General features: G+C 70.4%; 20 protein-coding genes. 12 read left to right on the top strand and 8 right to left on the bottom strand.

The features are described from left to right. Nucleotides 1-4: 4 nt before the first annotated feature. The 8 genes from EV685_RS08065 (at nt 5) to EV685_RS08100 (ending at nt 8,653) form a co-directional block, all read left to right on the top strand. Nucleotides 5-946: a transporter substrate-binding domain-containing protein gene (locus tag EV685_RS08065; RefSeq protein ID WP_165396742.1), complete on the top strand. Its 942-nt coding sequence runs from the start codon at nt 5-7 to the stop codon at nt 944-946. After that, nucleotides 943-4,425: a putative bifunctional diguanylate cyclase/phosphodiesterase gene (locus tag EV685_RS08070; protein WP_130481475.1), complete on the top strand. Its 3,483-nt coding sequence runs from the start codon at nt 943-945 to the stop codon at nt 4,423-4,425. The genes EV685_RS08065 and EV685_RS08070 overlap by 4 nt, the downstream gene beginning before the upstream one ends. Nucleotides 4,426-4,445: 20 nt before the next feature. After that, nucleotides 4,446-5,312: a 3',5'-nucleoside bisphosphate phosphatase gene (locus EV685_RS08075; protein WP_130481476.1), complete on the top strand. Its 867-nt coding sequence runs from the start codon at nt 4,446-4,448 to the stop codon at nt 5,310-5,312. Between the two features lie 11 nt (nt 5,313-5,323). Continuing rightward, on the top strand, nt 5,324-6,244 hold the full coding sequence (locus tag EV685_RS08080) for a DMT family transporter (protein ID WP_130481477.1): 921 nt from the start codon (nt 5,324-5,326) through the stop codon (nt 6,242-6,244). A 47-nt stretch (nt 6,245-6,291) separates the two neighbouring features. Beyond that, complete coding sequence (locus EV685_RS08085; protein WP_130481478.1) at nt 6,292-6,921, top strand: L-threonylcarbamoyladenylate synthase; 630 nt, start codon at nt 6,292-6,294, stop codon at nt 6,919-6,921. Nucleotides 6,922-6,925: 4 nt separating this feature from the next. Further along, nucleotides 6,926-7,429 (top strand): Cys-tRNA(Pro) deacylase, encoded by a 504-nt coding sequence (gene ybaK / locus EV685_RS08090; protein WP_275938339.1) that lies wholly within the window; start codon nt 6,926-6,928, stop codon nt 7,427-7,429. A gap of 50 nt (nt 7,430-7,479) precedes the next feature. After that, nucleotides 7,480-8,175, top strand: a complete 696-nt coding sequence (gene plsY / locus EV685_RS08095) for a glycerol-3-phosphate 1-O-acyltransferase PlsY (RefSeq protein ID WP_130481479.1) — start codon at nt 7,480-7,482, stop codon at nt 8,173-8,175. Between the two features lie 82 nt (nt 8,176-8,257). Then, nucleotides 8,258-8,653, top strand: a complete 396-nt coding sequence (locus EV685_RS08100; protein ID WP_130481480.1) for a glutaredoxin family protein — start codon at nt 8,258-8,260, stop codon at nt 8,651-8,653. A 53-nt stretch (nt 8,654-8,706) separates the two neighbouring features. Here EV685_RS08100 and EV685_RS08105 read toward each other — a convergent pair whose 3' ends face one another. The 4 genes from EV685_RS08105 to EV685_RS08120 all read right to left on the bottom strand — a co-directional run bounded on the left by EV685_RS08105 (nt 8,707) and on the right by EV685_RS08120 (nt 14,486). Then, nucleotides 8,707-9,363, bottom strand: a complete 657-nt coding sequence (locus tag EV685_RS08105; protein WP_165396743.1) for a DUF924 family protein — start codon at nt 9,361-9,363, stop codon at nt 8,707-8,709. A gap of 197 nt (nt 9,364-9,560) precedes the next feature. Continuing rightward, complete coding sequence (locus tag EV685_RS08110) at nt 9,561-11,975, bottom strand: YgiQ family radical SAM protein (protein WP_130481719.1); 2,415 nt, start codon at nt 11,973-11,975, stop codon at nt 9,561-9,563. A gap of 176 nt (nt 11,976-12,151) precedes the next feature. Then, a complete protein-coding gene (locus tag EV685_RS08115; RefSeq protein WP_130481482.1) occupies nt 12,152-12,379 on the bottom strand; it encodes a hypothetical protein in 228 nt (75 codons plus the stop codon). Nucleotides 12,380-12,572: 193 nt separating this feature from the next. Beyond that, entirely contained in the window at nt 12,573-14,486 is a 1,914-nt protein-coding gene (locus tag EV685_RS08120; RefSeq protein WP_207224782.1) for an ABC transporter ATP-binding protein, read from the bottom strand. Nucleotides 14,487-14,656: 170 nt separating this feature from the next. On the opposite strand from EV685_RS08120, the gene EV685_RS08125 reads away from it, so the two are divergent. Next, on the top strand, nt 14,657-15,352 hold the full coding sequence (locus EV685_RS08125) for a dienelactone hydrolase family protein (protein WP_130481484.1): 696 nt from the start codon (nt 14,657-14,659) through the stop codon (nt 15,350-15,352). 27 nt (nt 15,353-15,379) lie between these two features. On the opposite strand, the gene EV685_RS08130 is transcribed toward EV685_RS08125, so the two are convergent. Beyond that, nucleotides 15,380-16,156, bottom strand: coding sequence for a GntR family transcriptional regulator (locus EV685_RS08130; protein WP_242615478.1), 777 nt, complete (start codon nt 16,154-16,156; stop codon nt 15,380-15,382). Between the two features lie 78 nt (nt 16,157-16,234). Here EV685_RS08130 and EV685_RS08135 point away from each other — a divergent pair, with 78 nt between their 5' ends. The 3 genes from EV685_RS08135 (at nt 16,235) to EV685_RS08145 (ending at nt 19,259) form a co-directional block, all read left to right on the top strand. After that, on the top strand, nt 16,235-17,308 hold the full coding sequence (locus EV685_RS08135) for an aromatic ring-hydroxylating oxygenase subunit alpha (protein ID WP_130481485.1): 1,074 nt from the start codon (nt 16,235-16,237) through the stop codon (nt 17,306-17,308). Nucleotides 17,309-17,312: 4 nt separating this feature from the next. Then, nucleotides 17,313-18,305 (top strand): PDR/VanB family oxidoreductase, encoded by a 993-nt coding sequence (locus EV685_RS08140; RefSeq protein ID WP_130481486.1) that lies wholly within the window; start codon nt 17,313-17,315, stop codon nt 18,303-18,305. 468 nt (nt 18,306-18,773) lie between these two features. After that, nucleotides 18,774-19,259, top strand: a complete 486-nt coding sequence (locus EV685_RS08145) for a DUF1097 domain-containing protein (protein ID WP_130481487.1) — start codon at nt 18,774-18,776, stop codon at nt 19,257-19,259. 105 nt (nt 19,260-19,364) lie between these two features. Here EV685_RS08145 and EV685_RS08150 read toward each other — a convergent pair whose 3' ends face one another. From EV685_RS08150 to EV685_RS08160, 3 genes are read right to left on the bottom strand one after another with little or no spacing between them, the layout of a single operon-like run. After that, entirely contained in the window at nt 19,365-21,374 is a 2,010-nt protein-coding gene (locus tag EV685_RS08150; RefSeq protein WP_130481488.1) for a transketolase family protein, read from the bottom strand. Continuing rightward, nucleotides 21,371-22,381: a transketolase family protein gene (locus tag EV685_RS08155; protein WP_242615479.1), complete on the bottom strand. Its 1,011-nt coding sequence runs from the start codon at nt 22,379-22,381 to the stop codon at nt 21,371-21,373. Before EV685_RS08155 ends, EV685_RS08150 begins: the two co-directional genes overlap by 4 nt. Further along, a complete protein-coding gene (locus EV685_RS08160; protein ID WP_130481490.1) occupies nt 22,378-23,235 on the bottom strand; it encodes a transketolase in 858 nt (285 codons plus the stop codon). Before EV685_RS08160 ends, EV685_RS08155 begins: the two co-directional genes overlap by 4 nt. Nucleotides 23,236-23,264: the final 29 nt, after the last annotated feature.

Consider the following 23,264-nt stretch of genomic DNA (forward strand, 5'->3'; position numbering starts at 1 on the left):
CAGGATGTTGAACAGGCCTGTCACATGGCTGTTGCTGACGCTGCTCGCAGGCACCCTGCTGGCGTTGATGCTGGTCTGGCACGGCCAACCCGACCCGCAGGTGCGCGCTGGCGGTATGCCGCTGCGGGTGGGGTATGCCGTCGAGCCGCCCTACATCGAGCTGGACGAACATGGACGCGTTGGCGGCGAGTCGGCCGAGGTGCTGCGAGCAACCTTGCGGGCGCTCGGTGAACCGGAACCGGTCTGGGTGCCGGTGCCTTTCTTTCGCCTGATCCACCAGCTGGAGATGGACCGCATCGACGTCATCGCCGCCGGCTTGTTCATCACGCCCGAACGCAGCCGACGGGTCGACTTCAGCCGCCCCACCTTGGCGGTCGGTGCTGCGCTGCTGGTGCGACGGGGCAACCCTGATCGTGTGCGCCACCTGTCGGACTTCACCAGCGACAACGACCTCAGGCTGGCGGTGCTCGACGGCGCTGTCGAAGCCCGCCTGGCGCGTGGCCACGGCATCCCCACGCGGGCCACCGTTGGCGTTGCCGAGATCGACGAGGCGCTGGCGCTGCTGCGCCGGGGCGAGGTGGCGGCCTTCGCGCTGTCGGCGCCCTCGCTGCGGCGCCTCGCCAGCCGCGAGACCGACCTGGAGGTGATCGAGTTGCCAGACCTCGATCCCGACCGAGACCTGGGCCTGCCGGCGTATGCCTGGCGCCGGGGCGACCCCCGGCTGCCTGCCTTCGATGCCGCACTGGGCCAGTACCTGGGCAGCCCGGCGCACCTGCAGAAGGTGCGTCCGCTCGGCTTCACGCCCGCCGAGGTCTCGCAGGCCCGTCGCCACGTCGACGCCGCACGGCGCGCCGTGGCCCTCGGGCGCGACGTCCCGGGCGCGGCCAGCGCGGCGGCCTCGGCGCTGACCGGACCGGGCGACGGCCTGGAGGAGGGTCAGCCGTGACGTCCGCCGTGCGCAGCCCTCGACGACCCGCCGGCTGGCGCCGTGCGCTGGCGCGCCTGCATCCCCCCCTGTGGGTGCTGGTGCTGGCCTGCGCGACAACCGCCTTGGGTGGCATCGCATGGACCCACCAGACCTGGGCCGCCCACTTCGAGCGCGCCCATGCCCTGGAAGACGCGCTGGGCGAGACCTTGCGCCACGTCGAGCAGGCCCAGGGTCTGGCGCGCGAGCAGATCACCTCACGCGACCTTCGTGACGTTCGTGAGATCGGCGCCGCCGCACGCCCGACGGTGCGACCGACCGTGCCGGCGGCACCCGCGCCTTCTTCGTCTTCCTCTTCTTTTTCGACGGCGGCCAGCGATGTCGATCCGATCGCCGATCCCGCCTTGGGCGGTGTGGCCGACCCGACCGGCGCCAGCGACGGCGCGATCTCGCCGGTGCGCGTGCTGCAAGCCGCCGAACTGCAGACCGCCCTGTCCTTGCTCGACAACTGGCAGCGCCTGGCCGAAGCCAGCAGCCCGGATGCCGAGACCGCCCGCCGCGTCACGGCCGCTGCCCGGCGGTTCCGCGACGTCATCCGGCAACTGCACCAACAGCTCACGCAAGGTCCGGCCGACTGGGTGCTGGGCCCGCAGTCGCTGGCCAACCGGCGCGAGACCGCGACGATGGCCATGGAGCTGGAACGGGTCGAGCACCTGCTGCTCGAACACATGAGCCAAGCGCAGCGCCAGCAGGCCAGCCTGGCGCTGCTGCTGAACGCCTTGTCGACCGGGGCCCTGGTCTGGCGCCTGAGCCGGCGCCGCAGCGCGTACCGCGATGCGCGCCTGAGCGGTGATTGGGCCGGCACCGACCCGCGGGTCGGGTTGTCCACCGGTCTGCTGGCCGATGAGCGCTCGGACCTGGACGACGGGTCCGATGTCGACCGCGCGGACGGCGACCCGGCGATCACCGACCTAACAATCCGGGCCGCCCGGGCCATGCCCGACCCCTACTGGGTGGTCGACGGCGAAGGCCAGCGCATGGCCGGACCGCTGCGCGACCTGCCGCTGGACCTGGCCGAACCGCCGCTGCGCGAACGCATGGTCGCGACCGTGCGCTCGGCGCTGTCGAGTGGCCGGGTCCAGAGCCTGCCCTACCGCCTCGACACCGATCAGGGCCCGCGCTGGTACGAGGCTCGGGTGCAGGCCATGCCCGGCACGACGCTGGTGGTATGGCAGTCGCGCGACGTCAGCGCCGGCCAAGCCGCCGGCCAGCGCGAGCAGGACCGCAGCCGCCTGCACCGCTTCAAGAGCCATGTCGACCAGGCCATCGTATGGGCCCGTTCGGCGCATGAGCTGTTCGACCGCGTCACCCGCGTGGCGATCAGCGAGGCCGGCCTGCAGCTCGCCTGGCTGGTGGAGTCCGGCGGTCAGGGTCGCGCGCCCCGGCTGCGCAGCCAGCACGGCGAACCCGCGCTGATGGAGCTGTGCGCCGCCTCCCTGCCACCGGCCACCCACAGCCATGCCGCCGCGCTGGCCCAGGCCCAGCTCAGTGGCCTGACGCAATGGCGTCCCGGCTGCGTGCGCTCGTCGAGCGGCGAGCCGCTCGACCTGCTGGCCCTGCCGGTGCGCAACGCCGAGGCGGTCGTGGCAGTGCTGATGCTGGTCGGTCCCCGCCTGGACCCGGACGATCCCGACCAGCATGAGGTGGTGCGCGAGCTGGGCATGGACCTGTCGCATGCCCTGGCCCGCCTGAGCCGCGATGCCCGGATGCAGGAATCGCTGGCGCGGGTGCGCCTGCACGCGGCCGCCCTGGAGAGCACGCAAGACGGCGTGATGGTGACGGACCTGCGCCCGCGCATCGTCTCGGTCAACCGCGCCTACTCCGAGATCACCGGCTACACCGAGGCCGACGTGGCCGGCCAGTCGCCCAAGCTGCTGACCTCCGGTCGCCACGACCCGACCTTCTTCACCGCGCTGTGGGAGAGCCTGCTCACCCATGGCCGCTGGCAGGGCGAGATCCAGAACCGGCGCAAGAACGGCGAGCTCTACACCCAGTGGACGTCGATCAGCACGGTGCGCAACGACGCTGGCGAGCCGACCCACTACGTCACCGTCTTCACCGACATCACGGCGCAGAAGCAGGCCGAGGCCCAGCTGCAGCATCTGGCCCACTTCGACCCGCTGACGCAGCTGCCCAACCGCCTGCTGGTGCTCAACCGCCTGGACCACGCGATCGCGGCAGCCGACCGGGCTCAGCGCCGGGTGGCGGTGCTGTTCATCGACCTGGACAACTTCAAGACCGTCAACGACAGCCTGGGCCATGCCGCTGGCGACCGGCTGCTCGAAGCGGTCGCGCAGCGCCTGCTGACCCGCGCGCGGCGCGAGGACACACTGGGCCGGCTGGGCGGCGACGAGTTCATCCTGATCCTCGAACAGGTGCGCGAGTCGCCCGAGGCTGCCCAGGTTGCGCAGGAACTGCTGACGCTGCTGGAGGCGCCCTTCCACATCGCCGGGCAGGATGTCTACGTGCAGTCCAGCATCGGCATCAGCATCTATCCGGAAGATGCCCGCGAGGCTGGCGAGCTGGTGCGCGACGCCGATGCCGCGATGTACCAGGCCAAGCGCGCCGGCCGCGGCACCTACCGCTACTACACCGAAGCCCTCACCGCCGCCGCCCAGAACAAGCTGACGCTGGACACACGGCTGCGCCGCGCGCTGGAGCAGCGCGAGTTCGAGCTGTACTACCAGCCGCTCTACCGCATCGCCGACCGCCGCCTGATCGGCCTGGAAGCCTTGGTGCGGCTCAACCAGCCCGGCCTGCCGCCGGTCGGTCCGGCCGACTTCATCCCCGTGCTGGAAGAGAACGGCCAGATCACCGCGCTGGGCGCCTGGGTCACGCAGGAAGCCTGCCGGCAGGGCCGCGCATGGCTCGACGAGGGCCTGGACTTCGGCCGCATCGCGATCAACCTGTCGCCGCAGGAGGTCCGGCGCGGCCAGACCGACGAGCGTGTCCGCGCCGCGCTGCAAGCCAGCGGCCTGCCGGCCGATCGGCTGGAGCTGGAGATCACCGAGTCCGGCCTGATGGAACAGGGCGAGCGCGCCGAGGCCTTCCTGCACAACCTGCGCTCGATCGGCGTGCAGCTGGCCATCGACGACTTCGGCACCGGCTACTCGTCGCTGGCCTACCTCAAGCGCTTCCCGGTCTCCAAGCTCAAGATCGACCGCGGCTTCGTGCGCGACCTGCCCGGCGACGTCAGCGACGCCCAGCTGGTCCAGACCATGATCTCGATGGGCCGCAACCTCGGCATCTCGGTGGTTGCCGAAGGTGTCGAGACCGAGGCCCAGCTGGACTACCTGCACGAGCTGGGTTGCGAGTCGGCCCAGGGCTACCTGTTCAGCAAGCCCAGACCCGCCTCAGAGGCCCGCGCCTGGCTGCCCCGGCTGGCCGAAGCACCCTCGCTCAAGGCCGACTCTGAGGGTGAACCCGCACGGGCCGAGTGACCGCTTCCTACAATGACTGCGTGAGCATCCTCAACGCCGACCTGCACTGCCATTCCACCGTCTCGGACGGCACCCTCAGCCCCGAGGCCCTGGCCCAGCGAGCAGCCGCCAACGGCGTCGAGTTGTGGGCGCTGACGGACCATGACGAGATCGGCGGTCAGGCACGTGCCCGAGACGCCGCCCGCGCCGCCGGCATCGCCTGGCTCAGCGGCGTCGAGGTCTCGGTCAGCTTCTGCGGCGAGACGGTGCACATCGTGGGCCTGGGCTTCGACCCCGAAGATCCCCAACTGGTCGCCGGACTGGGCCAGACGCGCGGCGGGCGCGAGGCCCGTGCCCGCGACATGGCCGCCAGCCTCGCCCAGGTCGGCATCCACGGCGCCTTCGAGGGCGCGCTGACCTACGTCGGCAACCCGGACCTGATCTCGCGCACCCATTTCGCCCGCTACCTGGTCGAGATCGGTGTCTGTCACGACACGCCCGAGGTCTTCCGCCGCTTCCTGACCCAGGGCAAACCGGGTTTTGTGCCGCATCGCTGGGCCGGACTCGGCGAGGCGGTGCGCTGGATCCGCGACGCGGGCGGCATCGCGGTGGTCGCCCACCCGGGCCGCTACCGCTTTAGCCCGACCGAGGAGTACGCGCTGTTCACCGAGTTCACCGGCCACGGCGGTCAGGGCGTCGAGGTCGTGACCGGCAGCCACACCACGGCCGAATACCAGAAGTACGCCGACCTGGCGATCGAGCTGGACCTGGTCGCCTCGCGCGGCAGTGACTTCCACTCGCCCACCGAAAGCCGCACCGATCTCGGCAAGCTGCCTTTCCTGCCCGGCAAGCTGTCGCCGGTCTGGGAGGCGCTGGACGCGCGCATCGTCCGGCCGGAGGCGGTCTGAGCGCCCACACCGTGCCCGGCCAGCGCCCCTGGCTGGGCATCGGCCTGCTGCTGGCCGCCACGGTCTGCTTTGCCGGACTGGACAACGCGGTGCGCCACACCGGCCGCTTCCTGCCGGTGCTGCTGATCCTGTGGCTGCGCTACGCGACCCAGGCCGGCGTGATGGCGCTCTGGTTGATGCGTCAGGGCCGGCAGGGTCTGCGCACCGAGCATCCGCGCTTCCAGAGCCTGCGCGGCCTGCTGCTGCTGGCGACCTCGGCGCTGAGCTTCACAGCGGTCCAGCACATGCCGGTGGCCGAGTTCACCGCGATCAACATGCTCACGCCGGTGCTGGTGACGCTGCTGTCGGTCTGGTTGCTCAAGGAACACATCGGCTGGCTGCGCTGGGCCCTGGTGCTGGGCGCCTTCTCCGGCGCCTTGATCGTCATGCGTCCCGGCAGTGGCCTGTTCGGCTGGGTCGTGCTGCTGCCACTGTGTGGCGCCTGCACCTATGCCAGTTTCCAGCTGCTGACCAGCAAGCTGGCCGCACTGGAGAACCCGTACACGACCCACTTCTACACCGGCCTGGTCGGCGCGGTGCTGCTGTTGCCGGTCGTGCTGGCCAGTCCGATCGACGTCGACGGCCTGCTGCTGCACGCCACGCCGCTGACCTGGCTGCTGATCGGCCTGATCGGCCTGCTGGGCACCGCCGGCCACCTGCTGCTGATCCTGGCGCTGGGCTGCGCGCCGGCCTCGCGCCTGGTGCCCTTCCTCTACGTCCAGATCGCCTGCGCCGCGTTGTTCGGCTGGCTGCTGTTCGGCGACCTGCCCGACCACTGGGGCTGGATCGGCATGGCCGTGATCGCCATCTGCGGCGGCACCACCGCCTGGCTCAACACCCGTCATCGCACGGGCCCACAGTCGGCGCTCAACGACGACCCGGTAGACGACTGAAGCGCGGGCGCAACGCCCCGCCGCAACCCCGGCGCGACAATCGCGCCATGGCCCAGTTCTTCGACGTCCACCCCGACAACCCGCAGCCGCGCCTGCTCAAGCAGGCCGTCGCCATCATTGCGGCCGGCGGCATCGCGGCCATCCCGACCGACTCCAGCTATGCGCTGGTCTGCCACCTCGATGACAAGGCAGCGGCCGACAACCTGCGGCGCATCCGGGGCGTCGACGACAAGCACCACCTGACGCTGCTGTGCCGCGACCTGTCGGAGCTGGCCAGCTACGCCAAGGTCGACAACCGCCAGTTCCGCCTGCTCAAGACCGCCACGCCCGGTCCCTACACCTTCTTGCTGGAAGCGACCAAGGAAGTGCCGCGGCGGGTCTCGCACCCCTCGCGCCGCACCATCGGACTGCGCGTGCCCGACCACCGCGTCACCCATGACCTGCTGGACCTGCTGGGCCAGCCGCTGCTCGGCACCACGCTGATCCCGCCCGGCGAGAGCGAGCCGCTCAACGACTGCGACGAGATCCGCGAACGCTACGAGCGACTGGTCCAGGTGATCGTTGCGGCCGGCCCCTGCCCGGCCGAGCCGACCACCGTGGTCGACCTCTGCGGCAGCGACCCGGTGCTGGTGCGCGCCGGTCGCGGCGACCTGGCCACGCTGGGGCTGGAGGGCTGAGGCGGTGGCGAAGAAGGGCCAACACGTCAGCGAGACGCCCGCGACGCAGATGCTGCGCAAGGCCGGCGTCGACTTCACCGAACACCCCTACGACTACGTTGACCGCGGCGGCACGGCCGAGTCGGCCCGCCAGCTCGGCGTCGACGAACATGCCGTCGTCAAGACGCTGGTGATGCAGGACCAAGACGCCCGCCCGCTGATCGTGCTGATGCACGGCGACCGGCAGGTCAGCACCAAGAACCTGGCGCGCCAGATCGGCGCCAAGAAGGTCGAGCCCTGCACGCCCGAGGTGGCCCAGCGCCACAGCGGCTACCAGGTCGGTGGCACCAGCCCCTTTGGCTTGCGCAAGGCGGTGCCGGTCTACGTCGAAGCCGGCATCCTCGAACTGCCGGCGATCTACATCAACGGCGGCCGGCGCGGCTACCTCGTCGGCATCGCCCCGCAGGTGCTGACCACGTTGCTGGCCGCCCGCGCGGTCGAGGCCATCGACCCCTCGTCGGCGGCCTGAGCCTCATCCGTATTCCCTTCCCTGACCCACAAGAACGAGACACCTCGCCCATGACCACCGCCCTGCTCACCCTTGCCGTCACCGTCGCGGCCTACCTGATCGGCTCGCTGTCCTTTGCCGTCATCGTCAGCCGCGTGATGGGCCTGCACGACCCGCGCAGCTACGGCTCGGGCAACCCCGGGGCCACCAATGTGCTGCGCTCGGGCAACAAGAAGGCGGCCGTGCTCACGCTGGTCTTCGACCTGCTCAAGGGCCTGATCCCGGTGGTGCTGGTGCTGCAGTTCGGCGAGCCCTGGAACCTGCGCGGCAACACCGCCGCGCTGGTCGGTCTGGCGGCTTTCCTGGGCCACCTCTGGCCGGTCTTCTTCCGTTTCCAGGGCGGCAAGGGCGTGGCCACCGCCGCCGGTGTGCTGCTGGGCCTGCACGCCGGCCTGGGCCTGGCGGTGCTGGCCATCTGGATCGCCGTGGCATTTGCCACGCGCTACTCGTCGCTGGCGGCGCTGATCGCCTCGATCGCCGCGCCGATCGTGCACATTGTGGGCTGGGGCCCGTCGGGCGCCACGCTGGCGATCACGCTGATGAGCGCGCTGCTGGTCTGGCGTCACCGGGCCAACATCGGCAAGCTGATGGCCGGCACCGAAAGCAAGCTGGGCCAGAAGTCCTCACCGGCCGCGCCGGCCGCCACGGCCTCACACGGTCACAGCGCGGGCCACCACAAAGATCGCGGCCACGGTCGCAAGCGTTGAAAGCAGCACCTTGAACGTTGAACCCGACATGAGCAGCACGTCCTCCCCTTCGTCTTCTTCGTCTTCTTCGTCCCCGTCGCGCATGGGCCGCCTGACCGGCTGGCTGCGCCGCCACCCGCTGATCGCCGTCGCGCTGGTCGCCGGCCTGTCCTGGGGTGCAGCCCAGGCCGCCCGCCAGGTGATGGAAGTCCAGCGCGCCGACACCCTGCGCGCCCTGGTCGCCACGCCCGCCTCGCTGCGCATGCTGTCGAGCAACACCTGCACCAACTGCGAGTTCGCGCACGCCTGGCTGACCGAACACCGCATCCCCTTCGAGATGTGCACCATCGAGACCGACGCCGCCTGCCGCGCCGAGTTCGAACATCGCCGCGCCATCGGCACGCCGACCTTTGTGCTCGGCAATGGCCAGGTGCAGCTGGGCTTCCAGGTCAAGAACCTCATCGCCTCGCTGCAGGCGGAGCCGGTGCGCACGCCCTGAGGGGCGTTCAACCCTCAGCGATCAGCAAGCGCGCCGGGGCACCGCCCCTGCGCTCAGAAGCCCGAACCCGGCTGCTTCAGGAACTCGATCTCCTCGGCCGTGCTCTGCCGCCCCAGCACCGCGTTGCGGTGCGGGAAGCGGCCAAAGCGCGCGACGATGTCGTGGTGGCGGCGGGCCCAGTCGACCAGGCCGGACAGCGCTGGTTCATCGCGCGCGAGCTGGGTGAACAGCGCCATTGCGCAGCGCTGGGCAACCAGCGATTCGGCGTGTTCGAAGGGCAGGTAGACGAACTGCCGTTCGACGCCCAGCAGGTCCCGGTCGAGGCCGGCGGCAACCAGGCGGCTGGCGATGTCGAGCGCGCGGGCATCGCCGTCGAAGGCCCGGGCATCGCCCCGGTAGAGGTTGCGCGGGAACTGGTCCAGCACGATCAACAAGGCCAGCGCCTGGCGAGACGGCGCTCCGGCGTCGCCACCGTTCCCACCGTCGCCCGCAGCGGCGCCGTCTTCGTGGCCGGGCTCCCAATCCAGCAGACCCCCGGCCAGCGCGGCCAGCACCAGCGGGCCGAAGCGGTCGGCGATCTGGGCGTCGAAGACCGGGTCCTTGCGGAACCACTCGGCCCGGGTCCGACCCTGCTGGGGCGAGCCGGGCGCGCCGAACCAGAAATCGAGCACCTCCCGGGCGGAGGCAAGGTGTGAGGAGACGGGGGACATGGTGTCAAACATCGGCGCAAGGGATCAGGCGACCCTCAGTGTGCCCATGCCGGACCGGGGCCGTCAGCCCCGATCCGCGCGTGTGGTCATCGCCGACGGCCCGGCCGCGCACAGTGCCACGCGGGCGGCGTCGGTGACGTTACGGCTGGAAAAAGTCGTCGTTCAGACGCAGCCCGCGCCGGACGCGCCAGCGCCGTTCAACGACCCTTCTTTCCCTTCGGCGCGCCGGTCTCGCGCGGGGGCAGGCCCGTGTGCTGGGTCAGCAGGCGACCGCGCACCGGACCGGCCTTGGGGCCACTGGGCTTGCCTGCGGCCTGGGGCACGATGACCTTGCCCGATCCAGCGCCCGCGTGGGCACCCGGCGGGGTCGAGTTCTTGCGACGCGGGCTCTGGTAGCCGCCACCGGTGGCCGGCTGCCAGGTCGGAATCAGGTGATGCTTGCCGTTGCCGATCAGGTCGGCGCGGCCCATTTCCTGCAACGCCTCGCGCAGCAGCGGCCAGTTGTTGGCGTCGTGGTAGCGCAGGAAGGCCTTGTGCAGGCGACGGCGCCGTTCGCCGCGCACCACGTCGACCTTCTCGGCCTTGCCGGCCACCCGGCTGATGCCCTTGAGCGGGTTGAGGCCCGAGTGGTACATCGTCGTCGCCGTGGCCATGGGGCTCGGGTAGAAGGTCTGCACCTGGTCAGCACGGAAGCCGTTCTTCTTGAGCCAGAGCGCGAGGTTCATCATGTCCTCGTCCGTCGTGCCCGGGTGGGCGGCGATGAAGTAGGGGATCAGGAACTGCTGCTTGCCGGCCTCGGCGCTGTACTTGTCGAACAGCTGCTTGAAGCGGTCGTAGCTGCCGATGCCCGGCTTCATCATCTTGGACAGCGGGCCGTCCTCGGTGTGCTCCGGGGCGATCTTCAGGTAGCCGCCGACGTGGTGCTGGACCAGCTCCTTGATGTATTCGGGCGAGCGCACCGCCAGGTCGTAGCGCAGGCCCGAGCCGATCAGGATCTTCTTGACCCCACGCAGCGCCCGGGCGCGGCGGTACATCTGCACCAGCGGGCCGTGGTCGGTGTTGAGGTTGGGACAGATGCCCGGGTAGACACAACTGGGCTTGCGGCAGGCGGCCTCGATGGCCGGGCTCTTGCAGCCGATGCGGTACATGTTGGCGGTGGGCCCGCCAAGGTCGGAGATGACGCCGGTGTAGCCCTTGACCTTGTCGCGGATCTCCTCGATCTCGCGGATCACCGAGTCCTCGCTGCGGCTCTGGATGATGCGGCCCTCATGCTCGGTGATCGAGCAGAAGGTGCAGCCACCGAAGCAGCCGCGCATGATGTTCACGCTGAAGCGGATCATTTCCCAGGCCGGGATCTTGGTCGCGCCGTCATGGCCGCCCTGCTCGTCGGCATAAGCCGGGTGCGGGCTGCGGGCATAGGTCAGGCCGAAGACCCAGTCCATCTCGGCGGTCGACAGCGGGATGGGCGGCGGGTTGATCCAGACGTCGCGGGCGGTCGGCCCGAAGCCGTGGCGCTGCACCAGCGCGCGGGCGTTGCCGGGGTTGGTCTCCAGGTGCAGCACGCGGTTGGCGTGGGCATAGAGCACCGGGTCGCTCTTGACCTGCTCGTAGGCCGGCAGGCGGATCACGCTGCGCTCACGCGGCGGCATCTGGATGCGGCCGGACAGCTTCGCGGCGGCGCGCGGACCGGGGATGAAGGTGATGGGGCGGACATCGCCTTGGGGCGAGCCAGCGGTGCGAGCGGTACCAGCGGTGCCAGCAGCCGGATCGTCACCGGCCTCGCCCGCCTCGCCCGCAGTGCCCTCGTCCTTGGCACAGGTGCTGCCTTGCGCAGCAGCCTGCTCGGCAGTGGTCTGGTAGGGGTTGATGTGGCTGTCGATGCGGCCGGGCTGGTCGACCTCGGTCGAGTCGATTTCGAACCAGCCGGCGGCGTCCGGGTCGTCGCTGCGGCGCACGAAGGCGGTGCCGCGCACGTCGGTGATGCGGCGCACCGGCTCGCCGGCCGCCAGGCGGTGGGCGATCTCGACGATGGCGCGCTCGGCATTGCCGTAGAGCAGCAGGTCGCACTTGGCGTCGACCACCATCGAGCGGCGCACCTTGTCCTGCCAGTAGTCGTAGTGGGCGATGCGGCGCAGGCTGGCCTCGATGCCGCCCATGACGATCGGCACCTCGGGATAGGCTTCCTTGCAGCGCTGCGCGTAGACCAGCGAGGCCCGGTCAGGCCGCTTGCCGCCGACGTTGCCGGGCGTGTAGGCGTCGTCGCTGCGGATCTTCCGGTCGGCCGTGTACCGGTTGATCATCGAATCCATGTTGCCGGCCGTGACGCCCCAGAACAGGTTGGGCTTGCCCAGCGCCTTGAAGGGGTCGGCGCTCTGCCAGTCGGGCTGGGCAATGATGCCGACGCGAAAGCCCTGAGCCTCCAGCACCCGGCCGATCACGGCCATGCCGAAGCTCGGGTGGTCGACATAGGCATCGCCGGTGACGACGATGACGTCGCAGGAGTCCCAGCCCAGCGCGTCCATCTCGGCCCGGTTCATGGGCAGGAAACGTGCGACGCCAAAACGTTTGGCCCAGTAGGGACGCCAGGCCGTCAGCGGCTTGGCCACCGGCATCGCGGCGGGGCCGGACGGGGCGCGGGGGATGGCGGTCGGAAGGGCAAGGTCGGTCACGGGCGTCGATCAGGCTGGGGGCAACCCGCGATTGTCCCCGCAGCCGCAAGGGCCGGCCACCGTCGGGCCTTGTCCCTCGCCTCGGGCGGGACATCGCCCGGCACGTCGACCGGGTTGGATCAGTGCAGATCGCTGAGTTGCACAGCCGGCGTCGCGTACTCGCGGCCGACCAGCGACTGGGCCCGGCGGTAGGCCAGCCGGGCACGTTCGCTCAGGTGTTCCTCGCCGACGCGGCCCTGCGCATCGCAGGGAAAGCTCAGGCCGCGGCCGCTGTCGTAGAGCGACTGGAAGCGGATCTCGTAGTGCGTGGCGGTGACGGCAGCGGCATCGTGGGACGGGTGACTCATGGTGCGGACCTCCGGAAAAGCGGGCTGGACGGGCGACATGAATGGGATGCGTATGACCCATCGTGCCGCCGCCCGGCGTGGCGCAAAACCCGGAAACGAGGGGTGGTCCGACCTCAATCCGGCAAGGTCGACGCGGTCCGTGACGCTTTGCCCGGACCTGACCCGGATCAAGCCCGAAGCCTGTACGAGCCGTTCAGGCCGATGCGGTGGGCGCCACGTGCAGCGCAGCGAGTGCGGCGGGCGTGGCGGCTGCGGCGTCGATGGCGTCCTTGTCGTCGTCCACGTCCGGCGCGAGGAAGCCGCCGCTCTGGTGTGCCCATAGGCGGGCGTAGATGCCGCCACGGGCGAGCAGCTCGTGGTGGCTGCCCTCCTCCACGATCTGTCCCTTGTCGAGCACGATCAGCCGGTCCATCGCGGCGATGGTCGACAGCCGGTGCGCGATCGCCACCACCGTCTTGCCCTCCATCAGCTGGTAGAGCGTGGCCTGGATGGCCGCCTCGACCTCGGAGTCCAGCGCGCTGGTGGCCTCGTCGAGCAGCAGGATGGGCGCGTCCTTGAGCATGACCCGGGCAATGGCGATGCGCTGGCGCTGTCCGCCCGAGAGCTTGACCCCGCGCTCGCCCACGTGGGCGTCGTAGCCGCTGCGGCCCTTGGGGTCGGCCAGCGTGGCAATGAACTCGTCGGCCTGGGCCCGTTGGGCGGCCGAGACCATGTCGGCGTCGCCCGCATCGGGTCGGCCGTAGAGGATGTTGTCGCGCACCGAGCGGTGCAGCAGCGAGGTGTCCTGCGTGACCATGCCGATGTGGGCGCGCAGGCTGTCCTGGGTTACGCCCGCGATGTCCTGGCCGTCGATCAGGATGCGACCGCCGCGCAGGTCATGGAAGCGCAGCAGCAGGTTGACGATGGTCGACTTGCCCGCGCCCGAACGACCCACCAGGCCGATCTTCTCGCCCGGCCGGATGTGCAGGTCCAGGCCTTGCAGCAGCGACGGCGAGCGGCCGTAGCCGAAGTCGACCGCCTCGAAGCGGATCTCGCCACGCGGCACGGCCAGCGGCTGGGCATCGGCGCGGTCCAGCACGGCATTGGGCTTGGTCAAGGTGGCCAGCCCGTCCTGCACCGTGCCGATGTGCTCGAACAGCGAGGCCACCTCCCACATCACCCAGTGCGACATGCCGTTCAGGCGCAGCGCCATCGCGGTGGCGGCCGCGACCGCGCCGATGCCGACCAGACCCTGGGTCCACAGCCACAGCGCGGCGGCGGTGGTCGACAGGATGAACATCATGCTCAGGCTGTGGATGCCGACCTCGAAGCCGCTGACCAGACGCATCTGCGCATGCACCGTCTGCATGAACTCCTGCATCGCCGAGCGGGCATAGCCGGCCTCGCGCTGGGCGTGCGAGAACAGCTTGACGGTCGTGATGTTGGTGTAAGCGTCGGTGATGCGCCCGGTCATCAACGAACGTGCATCGGCCTGGTTCTTGGCCACACCCGCCAGGCGCGGCACGAAGAAGCGCACTGCCAGGCCATAGCTCACCAGCCAGCCGGCGAAGGGCAGCAGCATGACCGGGTGGAAGCCGCCGACCAGGAAGGCCATCGTCACGAAGTAGATGGTCACGAAGACCAGGATGTCGGTGACGATGAAGACCACGTCGCGCACCGCCAGCGAGGACTGCATCACCTTGGCGGCGACCCGGCCGGCAAACTCGTCCGAGTAGAAGGCCATGCTCTGGCCCAGCATCAGGCGATGGAAGTTCCAGCGCAGCCGCATCGGGAAGTTGCCGGCCAGCGCCTGGTGCTTGAGCAGGGTCTGCAGGCCGACCACCAAGGGGCTGGCGACGATCACCGCCAGCAGCATCAGCAGTTCGCCGCGCGCCTCGGTCCAGAGCTGGGCCGGCTGGACCGCGCCCAGCCAGTCGACCACCCGGCCGAGCATGCCGAACAGCAGGGCCTCGAAAGCGCCGATCAAGGCGGTGCAGACGGTCATCGCCAGCACAAAGGGACGCGTGCCCTCGCTGCAGGCCCAGATGAAACCGAGGAAGGACGTGGGGGGCGTGGCGGGTCGGGTGTCCGGGTAGGGATCGACCAGGCGCTCGAAATAGGCGAACAAGGGAAAGCTCCGAAGGGCCCGGACCGGGCCTGGCCGCGGGCAATCGCGCATCGTAGACGCAGCGCGACAAGGCGTCGCCTGGGTTGACGGAAAGCCCGAATACGGCGGCGATGGCCTTGCGCTACAAACCGGGCGATCCCTTCCCCACCCGCATGCCACAGGAGTTGTTCATGGGACAGACCATCAGCTACGCACGTCCGGACGGCCAGACCGTCTCGGGCTACCTCGCCGAACCCGCCAACGTCAGCGCCGGCACACCCGCCGTCGTCGTGATCCAGGAGTGGTGGGGCCTGAACGACCAGATCCGCGGCGTGGCCGACCGCCTGGCTGCGGCCGGCTATGTCGCGCTGGTGCCGGATCTCTACCGTGGCAAGTCCACCGTCGAGGCCGAAGAGGCGCACCACCTGATGGACGGCCTGAACTTCGGCGACGCCGCCGCGCAGGACGTGCGGGGTGCCGTGCAATACCTCAAGGCCAGCGGGCGCAAGGTCGGCGTCACCGGCTTCTGCATGGGCGGCGCGCTGACCGTGCTGTCGCTGTGCTTTGTGCCGGAGATCGACGCTGGCGCGATCTGGTACGGCCAGCCGCCGCTCGAATACATCGACGCCACGAAGATCAAGGTGCCGGTGCTCGGCCACTGGGCCACGCAGGACCAGTTCTTCGCGCCCGACACGCTGCCGCCCTTCGAGGCCAAGCTGCGCGAGGCTGGCGTGGCCTACGAGTTCCACCACTACCTGGCCCAGCACGGCTTCGCCAACGAGACCGCCGTCGGCCCGCGCCGCATCCCGCAGGTCCAGTACGACCCGGCCTGGGCCCAGATCGCCTGGGACCGCACGCTGCGCTTCTTCGGGCGGACGCTGGGCTGAGCAGGACGGGCGGACCGGCAGGCGCCGTCAAGCGCCAGCCGCGTGGCCGGGCTGGCGCGTCACCCGCGTCCCCAGCAGCGGTCCGCCCGCCAGCCCGAAGTGCCGGCCGTAGCGGAAACCGACCCAGGCGTGTTCGCGCATCAGCGCCTCGACGCGGGCCGATTCGCGCAGCGTCAGCGCCTCCACCACCAGCGCGTGCTGCAGCTGGGCCTGCTGCAGCTTGCGGAGTTCGCGGTCCAGCGCCTGCGGGTCGATGACGATGGAATCGGCCGAGGCGAACGGCAGGTGGTTGTTGCGGGCGATCGCGTCGGCGATGACGCGGCTGGTGTCGGAGCCGACCAGGGTGCGGTGGAATCGCTCGTTGAGCGCAGCCCAGCGACCGATGTCCTCGGGATCCAGCCGGCCCTTGGCCAGCACCGCCTCGCCCTCGTCGAGACAGCCTTGCAGGACGGCCAGCTCGTCGGCGCTCGGGCCACGTTCGGCCAGGTGGCGGGCGGCCAGGCCTTCGAGCACGCCTCGGACCTCGATGGCGCAGCGCACATCGGCTTCCGAGATCGCCCTGACCGCATAGCCACGCGCGCCGGCCTTCTCCAGCAGGCCTTCCTGCTCCAGCGTGCGGAAAGCCAGCCGCACCGGCGTGCGCGAAACACCCAGCGCCTGCGCGACCGCGATCTCTGCCACCCGCAGACCGGGCGGAAAGTCGCCGCTGATGATCTTGCGGCGCAGCGTCGCCACCACGGTCGGCGTGTCGGCGGGCGAGCCTTCAGCCATCAATGGATCCATTTCTTCGTCGGACTTTGACATTTCCACTCCTCAACGGTTTAATTCAAACACGATTGGATCCAATAAGCCACCCAACACGCCCCCAACTCGGAGACACGCATGCACATCAAGAACGCCTGGTACGTGGCGGCCAGCCCGGTCGAGATCGACCCCAAGCCGCTCGGCCGGATGATCTGCGGCGAGCGCATGGTCTTCCACCGGGGCCAGCAGGGTCAGGCCGTCGCGCTGGAGGACTGGTGCCCACACCGCGGCGCGCCGCTGTCGCTGGGCCGCGTCGTCGACGGCCAGCTGGTGTGCGGCTACCACGGACTGACGATGGGCTGCGATGGCCGCACCGTCGCGATGCCGGGCCAGCGGGTGCGTGGCTTCGCGCCGATCCGTGCCTTCCCGGTGATCGAGCGGCACGGCTTCATCTGGGTCTGGCCGGGCGACGCGGGCCAGGCCGATGCCAGCCTGATCCCTGACCTGACCTGGGCCAGCGACCCCGAGTGGCGCTTCGGCGGCGGCATGTACCACGTCGCCTGCGACCACCGTCTGATGATCGACAACCTGATGGACCTGACGCACGAGACCTATGTGCACCAGGGCAGCATCGGCCAGCCCGAGATCGACGAGACGCCCTGCAAGACGACGGTCGACGGCGACACCGCCACGACCGCCCGCTTCATGGATGGCATTCAGGCGCCGCCCTTCTGGCGCATGGCCATGCGCGCCCACGGTTTGGACGACAGCCAGCCGGTCGACCGCTGGCAGGTCTGCCACTACAGCCCGCCCAGCCACGTGATGATCGAGGTCGGCGTGGCCCTGGCCGGACGCGGTGGCCGCGCGGCCCCGCGCGAGGCCCGCACCTCGGCCATCGTGGTCGACTTCATCACGCCCGAGACCGAGACCAGCATCTGGTACTTCTGGGGCATGGCCCGCAACTTCCGGCCCGATGACGAGGCGTTGACGACGCAGATCCGCGAAGGCCAGCGCAAGATCTTCGGCGAGGACCTGGAGATGCTCGAACGCCAGCAGGCCAACCTGCTGAAGTGGCCCGAACGCGAGCTGCTGCGCCTGAACATCGATGCCGGCGGCGTGCACGCCCGCAAGGTCATCGCCCGGCACGTGGCCGAGGAACGTGCGGCGGCAGCAGCCCTTGCAGGCGCCGCCAGCCAGACCGGCGGGGCCTGAACCCATGGCGACGTCAGACCCTGCCCTGCTGCGCGTGCGCGTGGCCGCCAAGGCACCGCTCGCCGAAGGCATCTGTGGCCTGGAACTGGTGGCGGACGATGGCGGTGCCCTGCCCGCCTTCAGCGCCGGTGCCCATGTCGACCTGCACCTCGGGCCCGGCCTGGTGCGGCCGTACTCGCTGTGCAACGACCCGGCCGAGACCCACCGCTACCGCCTGGGCGTGCTGCGCGAGCCCGCCTCGCGCGGCGGCTCGGCGGCGGTGCACGACAGGCTGGCGCTTGGCGACACCTTGTCGATCAGCCGGCCGCGCAACCTGTTTGCCCTGGCCGAGCCCTTGAACAAGGGCCGGCACCTTCTGCTGGCCGGCGGCATCGGCCTCACGCCCCTGCTGGCGATGGCGCAGGCGCTGCACCGGGCGGGCGCGGACTTCATGCTGCATGTGGCCGCACGCAGCGCAGCGCGCCTGGCCTTCCGCGACGAGCTGGCCACCGCGCCGTGGTCCGGCCGTGTCAGCCTGCACCTGGACGACGGCCCCGAGCCGCAGCGCCTGGACCTCGCCGCGCTGCTGGCTGACCGGCGGCCGGACGATCACCTCTACCTCTGCGGCCCGGCCGGGATGCTGGCCGCCGCTCGCGCTGCGGCGTCTGCGGCGCAGTGGCCAGCGAGCCACGTCCATGTCGAATCCTTCGGCGCTGCGGCGCCGGAGGCCGGACGGGACGGCGCCCCGGCCGGCAGCTTCGAGCTGGAACTGGCCCGCTCCGGCCGCGTCATCCTGGTCGCCCCCGACCAGACCGCCCTGCAGGCCCTGCACGCGGCCGGCTGCGAACTGCCCAGTTCCTGCGAACAAGGCATCTGCGGCACCTGCCTGACGCCGGTGCTCTCGGGCATCCCCGACCACCGGGACCAGTACCTCGAACCCAACGAGCAGGCCGCCAACGACCAGTTCCTGCCGTGCTGCTCACGGGCCCGTTCGGCGCGCCTGGTGGTCGATCTCTGAGGCCGCCGGGCCGATCACCCCGCCCGCGGGTCAGTGGACACTGTGTCACCCCTGGGCAGGCCAGCCTGACCGGGCGCGCCCCAGCGTGGGACAACGGCACGCCTTTGGCGTGACTCCGGGGCGACTGCGGACCCGTCTTGGACAGGGTCTTCCCTTGAAGGGTGCAGAAAGCGGGGCTTTTGCAGCCGTGGCGCACGGTTTTTGTGCCTGACGGTCCGCAACTTGCGATGCCTGCCGCACAACCGGACGACGGACGCCGGGCAAGGCCTTGCCCCGTGCTGTAGACCGTCACGTCCCGGGTTGTGCAACCACGCACACGGGCCACACCCCTCGCCCGCGCCCGCCTGGTCGCCTGCAGTCGGCCGGTCGACGAACGCACGCACCCGTGCCCCTGCGTCGCCCTGCAACGCCGCTGGCCACTGGCCGGCCGGCAGCCGTGCTCGCCCTCACATCCACTGGAGACACCTCATGACCTTGCTGATTGCCTTGGCGATCTCGATCGGCCTGCTGGCCGTCGTCGCGACCTTCCTCTTCCTCGGCCCCCTGGCCGCCCTGAACGTCCAGATCTGGCAGGCCTTCATCGCCTGGGCCAGCTTTTTCCACAACGGCGGCAAGACCGACGGTGCCCTGAAGACCGTCATCTGCATGTCCTTCGGCGCCGTGGTCGGCATGGCCTCGGTGATGCTGGCGGGACACCTCGGTGGCCTGGGCGCCCTGGCCGCCCCGGTGGCCGTGGGCATCGGCGCGGCGGTGATCGTGCTGGCCGCACACGTGCCGCAGCTGTCGACCATCCCGTCGTGCGTCTATGGCTTTGCCAGCGTCGCCGGCCTGATCCTGCTCAAGGGCACCGCGCCAATGGATGCGATCGTGCCGACCATCGTCTCGATCGCACTGGGCACCGCCTTCGGCTGGTTGTCTGAACAGATCGCCGGCAAGCTGACCAAGTCCGCCTGACGCGCAAGGTCCGACAGGACCGGCGCAGGCTGCCCGATCGCATCGGGCAGCCCGGCGGCGGCGTCAGGCGTCTGTGGTCGATCGGCCATGGTCAAGCGGCCGTGTTCACGCCGTCGTCAACGCCAGCAGCCGGCTCGCCTCGGCCACGATCGCCTCGGCGGTGATGCCGAAGTGGCGGTACAGCTCCTCGGCGGTGCCGCAGGCGCCAAAGCCCGTCATGCCGATGAACCCTCCCCGTTCGCCCAGCCAGCGGTCCCAGCCAAAGCGCATCGCCGCTTCGCAGCCGACCCGCACGGTGCTGCGGCCCAGCACCTCGGCGCGGTAGCTGGCGTCCTGTTCCTCGAACAACTCCCAGCAGGGCATCGAGACCACGGCGGTCGACACGCCTTGACCTTGCAGCATGGCCTGCGCGGCCAGCGCCAGCGCCACCTCCGACCCGGTCGCCAGCAGCGTGACCTTGCGCGGGCCGAGGCGCTCGTCATGGCCAGACAGCACATAGGCGCCGCGACGCGACAGGTTGACCGCGCTGGCCGCACTCTCGGCGCTGCGCACATGCGGCAGGCACTGGCGCGCGAACACCAGCGTGCAAGGGCCGCTGCGGTGTTCGTAGGCGATCTCCCAGCACTCGGCCGCCTCGACGGCATCGGCCGGCCGCAACACGCGCATGTTCGGCATGGCGCGCAGCGAGGCCAGGATCTCGACCGGCTGATGGGTCGGCCCGTTGCGGCCGATGCCGATGGAATCGTGGCTGAAGACAAAGCGCACCGGCAGGCCCATCAGCGCGGCCATGCGCATCGCCGGGCGTTCGTAGTCGGCGAAGGCGAGATAGGTCACCGCCAGCGGCAGCACGCCGCCATGGGCGGCCATGCCATTGGCCATCGCGCCCATGACGTGCTCGCGCACGCCGCAGTGCACATAGGCACCGCTGCGGTCGCTGGCGGTGTGGGCCGTGAGGCGGCGCTTGTGGTTGGTCGGCGCCTCCAGGTCGGCGCAGGCCACCATGCGCTCGGGCAGCAGGTCGACCAGCGCGTCGTTGATCTCGGCCGATTCGAAGATGCCGCTGGGCAAGGGGGCGCGTTGGGGCGCCTGACGCTTGTGGGCAGCCAGCACGTCGCGCCAGCCCTCGGGCAGTTCGCCAGCCAGCACACGTTCGAACTCGGCGCGTTGCGCCGCCGGCAGCGCCGACGTGCGACGCAACCAGGCCGCGCGCTCGGCCGCGCCGCGACGGCCAGCGGCCCGCCAGGCTTGCTGCACGTCGGCCGGCAGCTCGAAGGGCGGATGCGACCAGCCCAGTTGCACACGGGCGGCCTGCGCATCGGCCGGGAAGAGCTTGCCGCTGTGCCCACCACGCTGGCCTTCCAGCCGCGCCACGCCGCGCGCGATCACGGTGCGGCAGGCCAGCATCGACGGCCGCGGGTCGCCTCGGGCGGCGTCCAGCGCGGCCGAGACCGCCTCCAGGTCATGCCCGTCCAGCTCGACGACATGCCAGCCGGCGACGCGGCAGCGTTCGGCCACGTCCTCGCTGATGGACAGGTCGGTGGCGCCGTCGTCGGTGATGCGGTTGTCGTCCCACAGCAGCGTCAGCTTGCCCAGCTGCAGGTGGCCGGCCAGCGCGATCATTTCCTGGCCGACACCTTCTTGCAGGCAGCCATCGCCGACAAAGGCATAGGTGCGGTGGTCGACCAGTCCAGGGCCAAAACGGGCGTTCAGGAAGGCCTCGGCCACGGCCATGCCGAAGGCGTTGGCGATGCCCTGGCCGAGCGGGCCGGTGGTGACCTCGATGCCGGCGCTGACATCGCGTTCGGGGTGGCCTTCGCAGGCCGAGCCGAAGTCGCGGAAGGTGCGCAGCTGCTCGATGCCCATGCGCGCATGACCGGTCAGGTGCAGCACGGCATACAGCAGCATCGAGCCGTGACCGTTGGACAGCACGACCCGGTCGCGGTCCGGCCAGGTCGGGTCGGCGGCGTCGAACTTCAGGTGACGGGTGTAGAGCGCGGTGGCGATCTCGGCCATGCCCAGCGGCACGCCCTGATGCCCTTCGCCGGCCCGCACGATGGCATCGATCGCCAGAAAGCGGATCGCATGGGCCAGCGCCCCGGGTGCGGGCGTCTTCATCCCAGCCACGCCTTCACACGCGCACCCAGCACGCTGCGGCTGATGCCGTAGCGGTCATGCAGCGTGGGCAATGCACCGGCGTCCAGGAAGGCGTCCGGCAGACCGGCCAACTGGAATCCGGCTGGCTGGACGCGGTGGCGCAGCAGCACGGCCGCGACCGCCTCGCCCAGGCCGCCGATCACCGAATGGTTCTCGGCCACGACCACCAGGCGCGGCCGGGCCTGCACCGCCGCGACGATGGCGGCCTCGTCCAGCGGCTTGATGGTCGGACAGTGCAGCACCGCCACGCCGATGTGGTCGGCGGCCAGATCCTGCGCGACCTCCAGCGCGCGCATGGTCAGGATGCCGCTGCTGATGATCAGCACGTCTGCGCCTTCGCGCAGCACCTTGGCCTTGCCCAGCTCGAAGCGGTAGCCCTCGATCTCGTCGAGCACCACCGGCACCTGGCCGCGCAGCAAGCGCATGTAGACGGGGCCCGGGTGGGCGGCGATCTGCGGCACGGCCTGCTCGATGTCGATCGCGTCGCACGGGTCGACGATGGTCAGGCCGGGCACCGCCCGCATCATGGCGAGGTCGTCGGTGGCCTGGTGGCTGGGGCCGTAGCCGGTGGTCAGGCCGGGCAAGGCGCAGCAGATCTTGACGTTGAGGTTCTCCTCGGCGATCACCTGATGGATGAAGTCATAGGCGCGCCGGGTGCCGAACACCGCGTAGGTGGTGGCAAAGGGCACCAGGCCGACCTTGGCCATGCCACCGGCGGCGGCCATCAGCAGCTGCTCGGCCATGCCCATCTGGAAGTAGCGCTCGGGGTGGGCCTGGGCGAACAGGTGCAGGTCGGTGTACTTGGCCAGATCGGCGCTCAGGCCGACGATCTGCGGCTGTTCGGCCGCCAGCGCGACCAGGGCCTTGCCAAAGGGCGCGGCCCGCACGCGCTGCCCTTCCGAGGCGATCGACGCGATCATGGCCGAGGTGGTGAGACGGGGCTTGGCGCCCGCAGCGGTGCCGCTCATGACGGGATCCCTCCGGTGGGTTCGGACGCATCGAGGATGTCGAGGGCGAGCCGCCATTCCGGCGGATCGACGCGGATGAAATGGTTCTTCTCGCGCGTCTCCAGGAACGGCACGCCCTTGCCCATCAAGGTGTCGAACAAGATGACGCGTGGCTGCCGGCCCGTGTGGGCACGTGCCGCGTCGAAGGCCTGCAGCACGGCGGCAAGGTCGTTGCCGTCCACGCGCTGCACGAACCAGCCAAAGGCCGACCACTTGTCGTGCAGCGGCTCGAAGCCCATCACCTGGCTGGACGGGCCGTCGGCCTGCTGGTTGTTGATGTCGACCAGGCAGATCAGGCGATCGAGGCCATGGTGGGCCGCGCCCATGGCGGCTTCCCAGGTCGCGCCCTCATCGAGCTCGCCATCGGACATCGAGTTGTAGACCCAGGCCCCGTGGCCCTGCTGGCGCAGACCCAGTGCCATGCCCACGCCGATGGCCAGACCCTGGCCCAGCGAGCCGCCGGACATCTCCATGCCGGGCGTGTAGGTGGCCATGCCCGACATCGGCAGGCGGCTGTCGTCGCTGCCGTAGGTCTCGAGTTCACTCTCGGGGATGACACCGGCCTCGATCAGGGCGGCGTAGTGGGCGATCGCATAGTGGCCATGGGACAGCAGGAAGCGGTCGCGGCCGGCCCATTGCGGGTCCTCGGGTCGCATCTGCAGGGCATGGCGGTAGGCGACGGCGAGCACGTCGGCCCAGCCCAGCGCCTGGCCGATGTAGCCCTGGCCCTGGACCTCGCCCATGCGCAGGGCCAGACGGCGGATGCGCCAGGCGGCCCGGGCCAGCGCCGGCAGCGCGGCAGCGGAGTCGGTCATCGTGGAATCCTCGAAAGGGATGGACAAGC

This window comes from Sphaerotilus mobilis (assembly GCF_004216565.1).
GTDB lineage: Bacteria > Pseudomonadota > Gammaproteobacteria > Burkholderiales > Burkholderiaceae_C > Sphaerotilus > Sphaerotilus mobilis.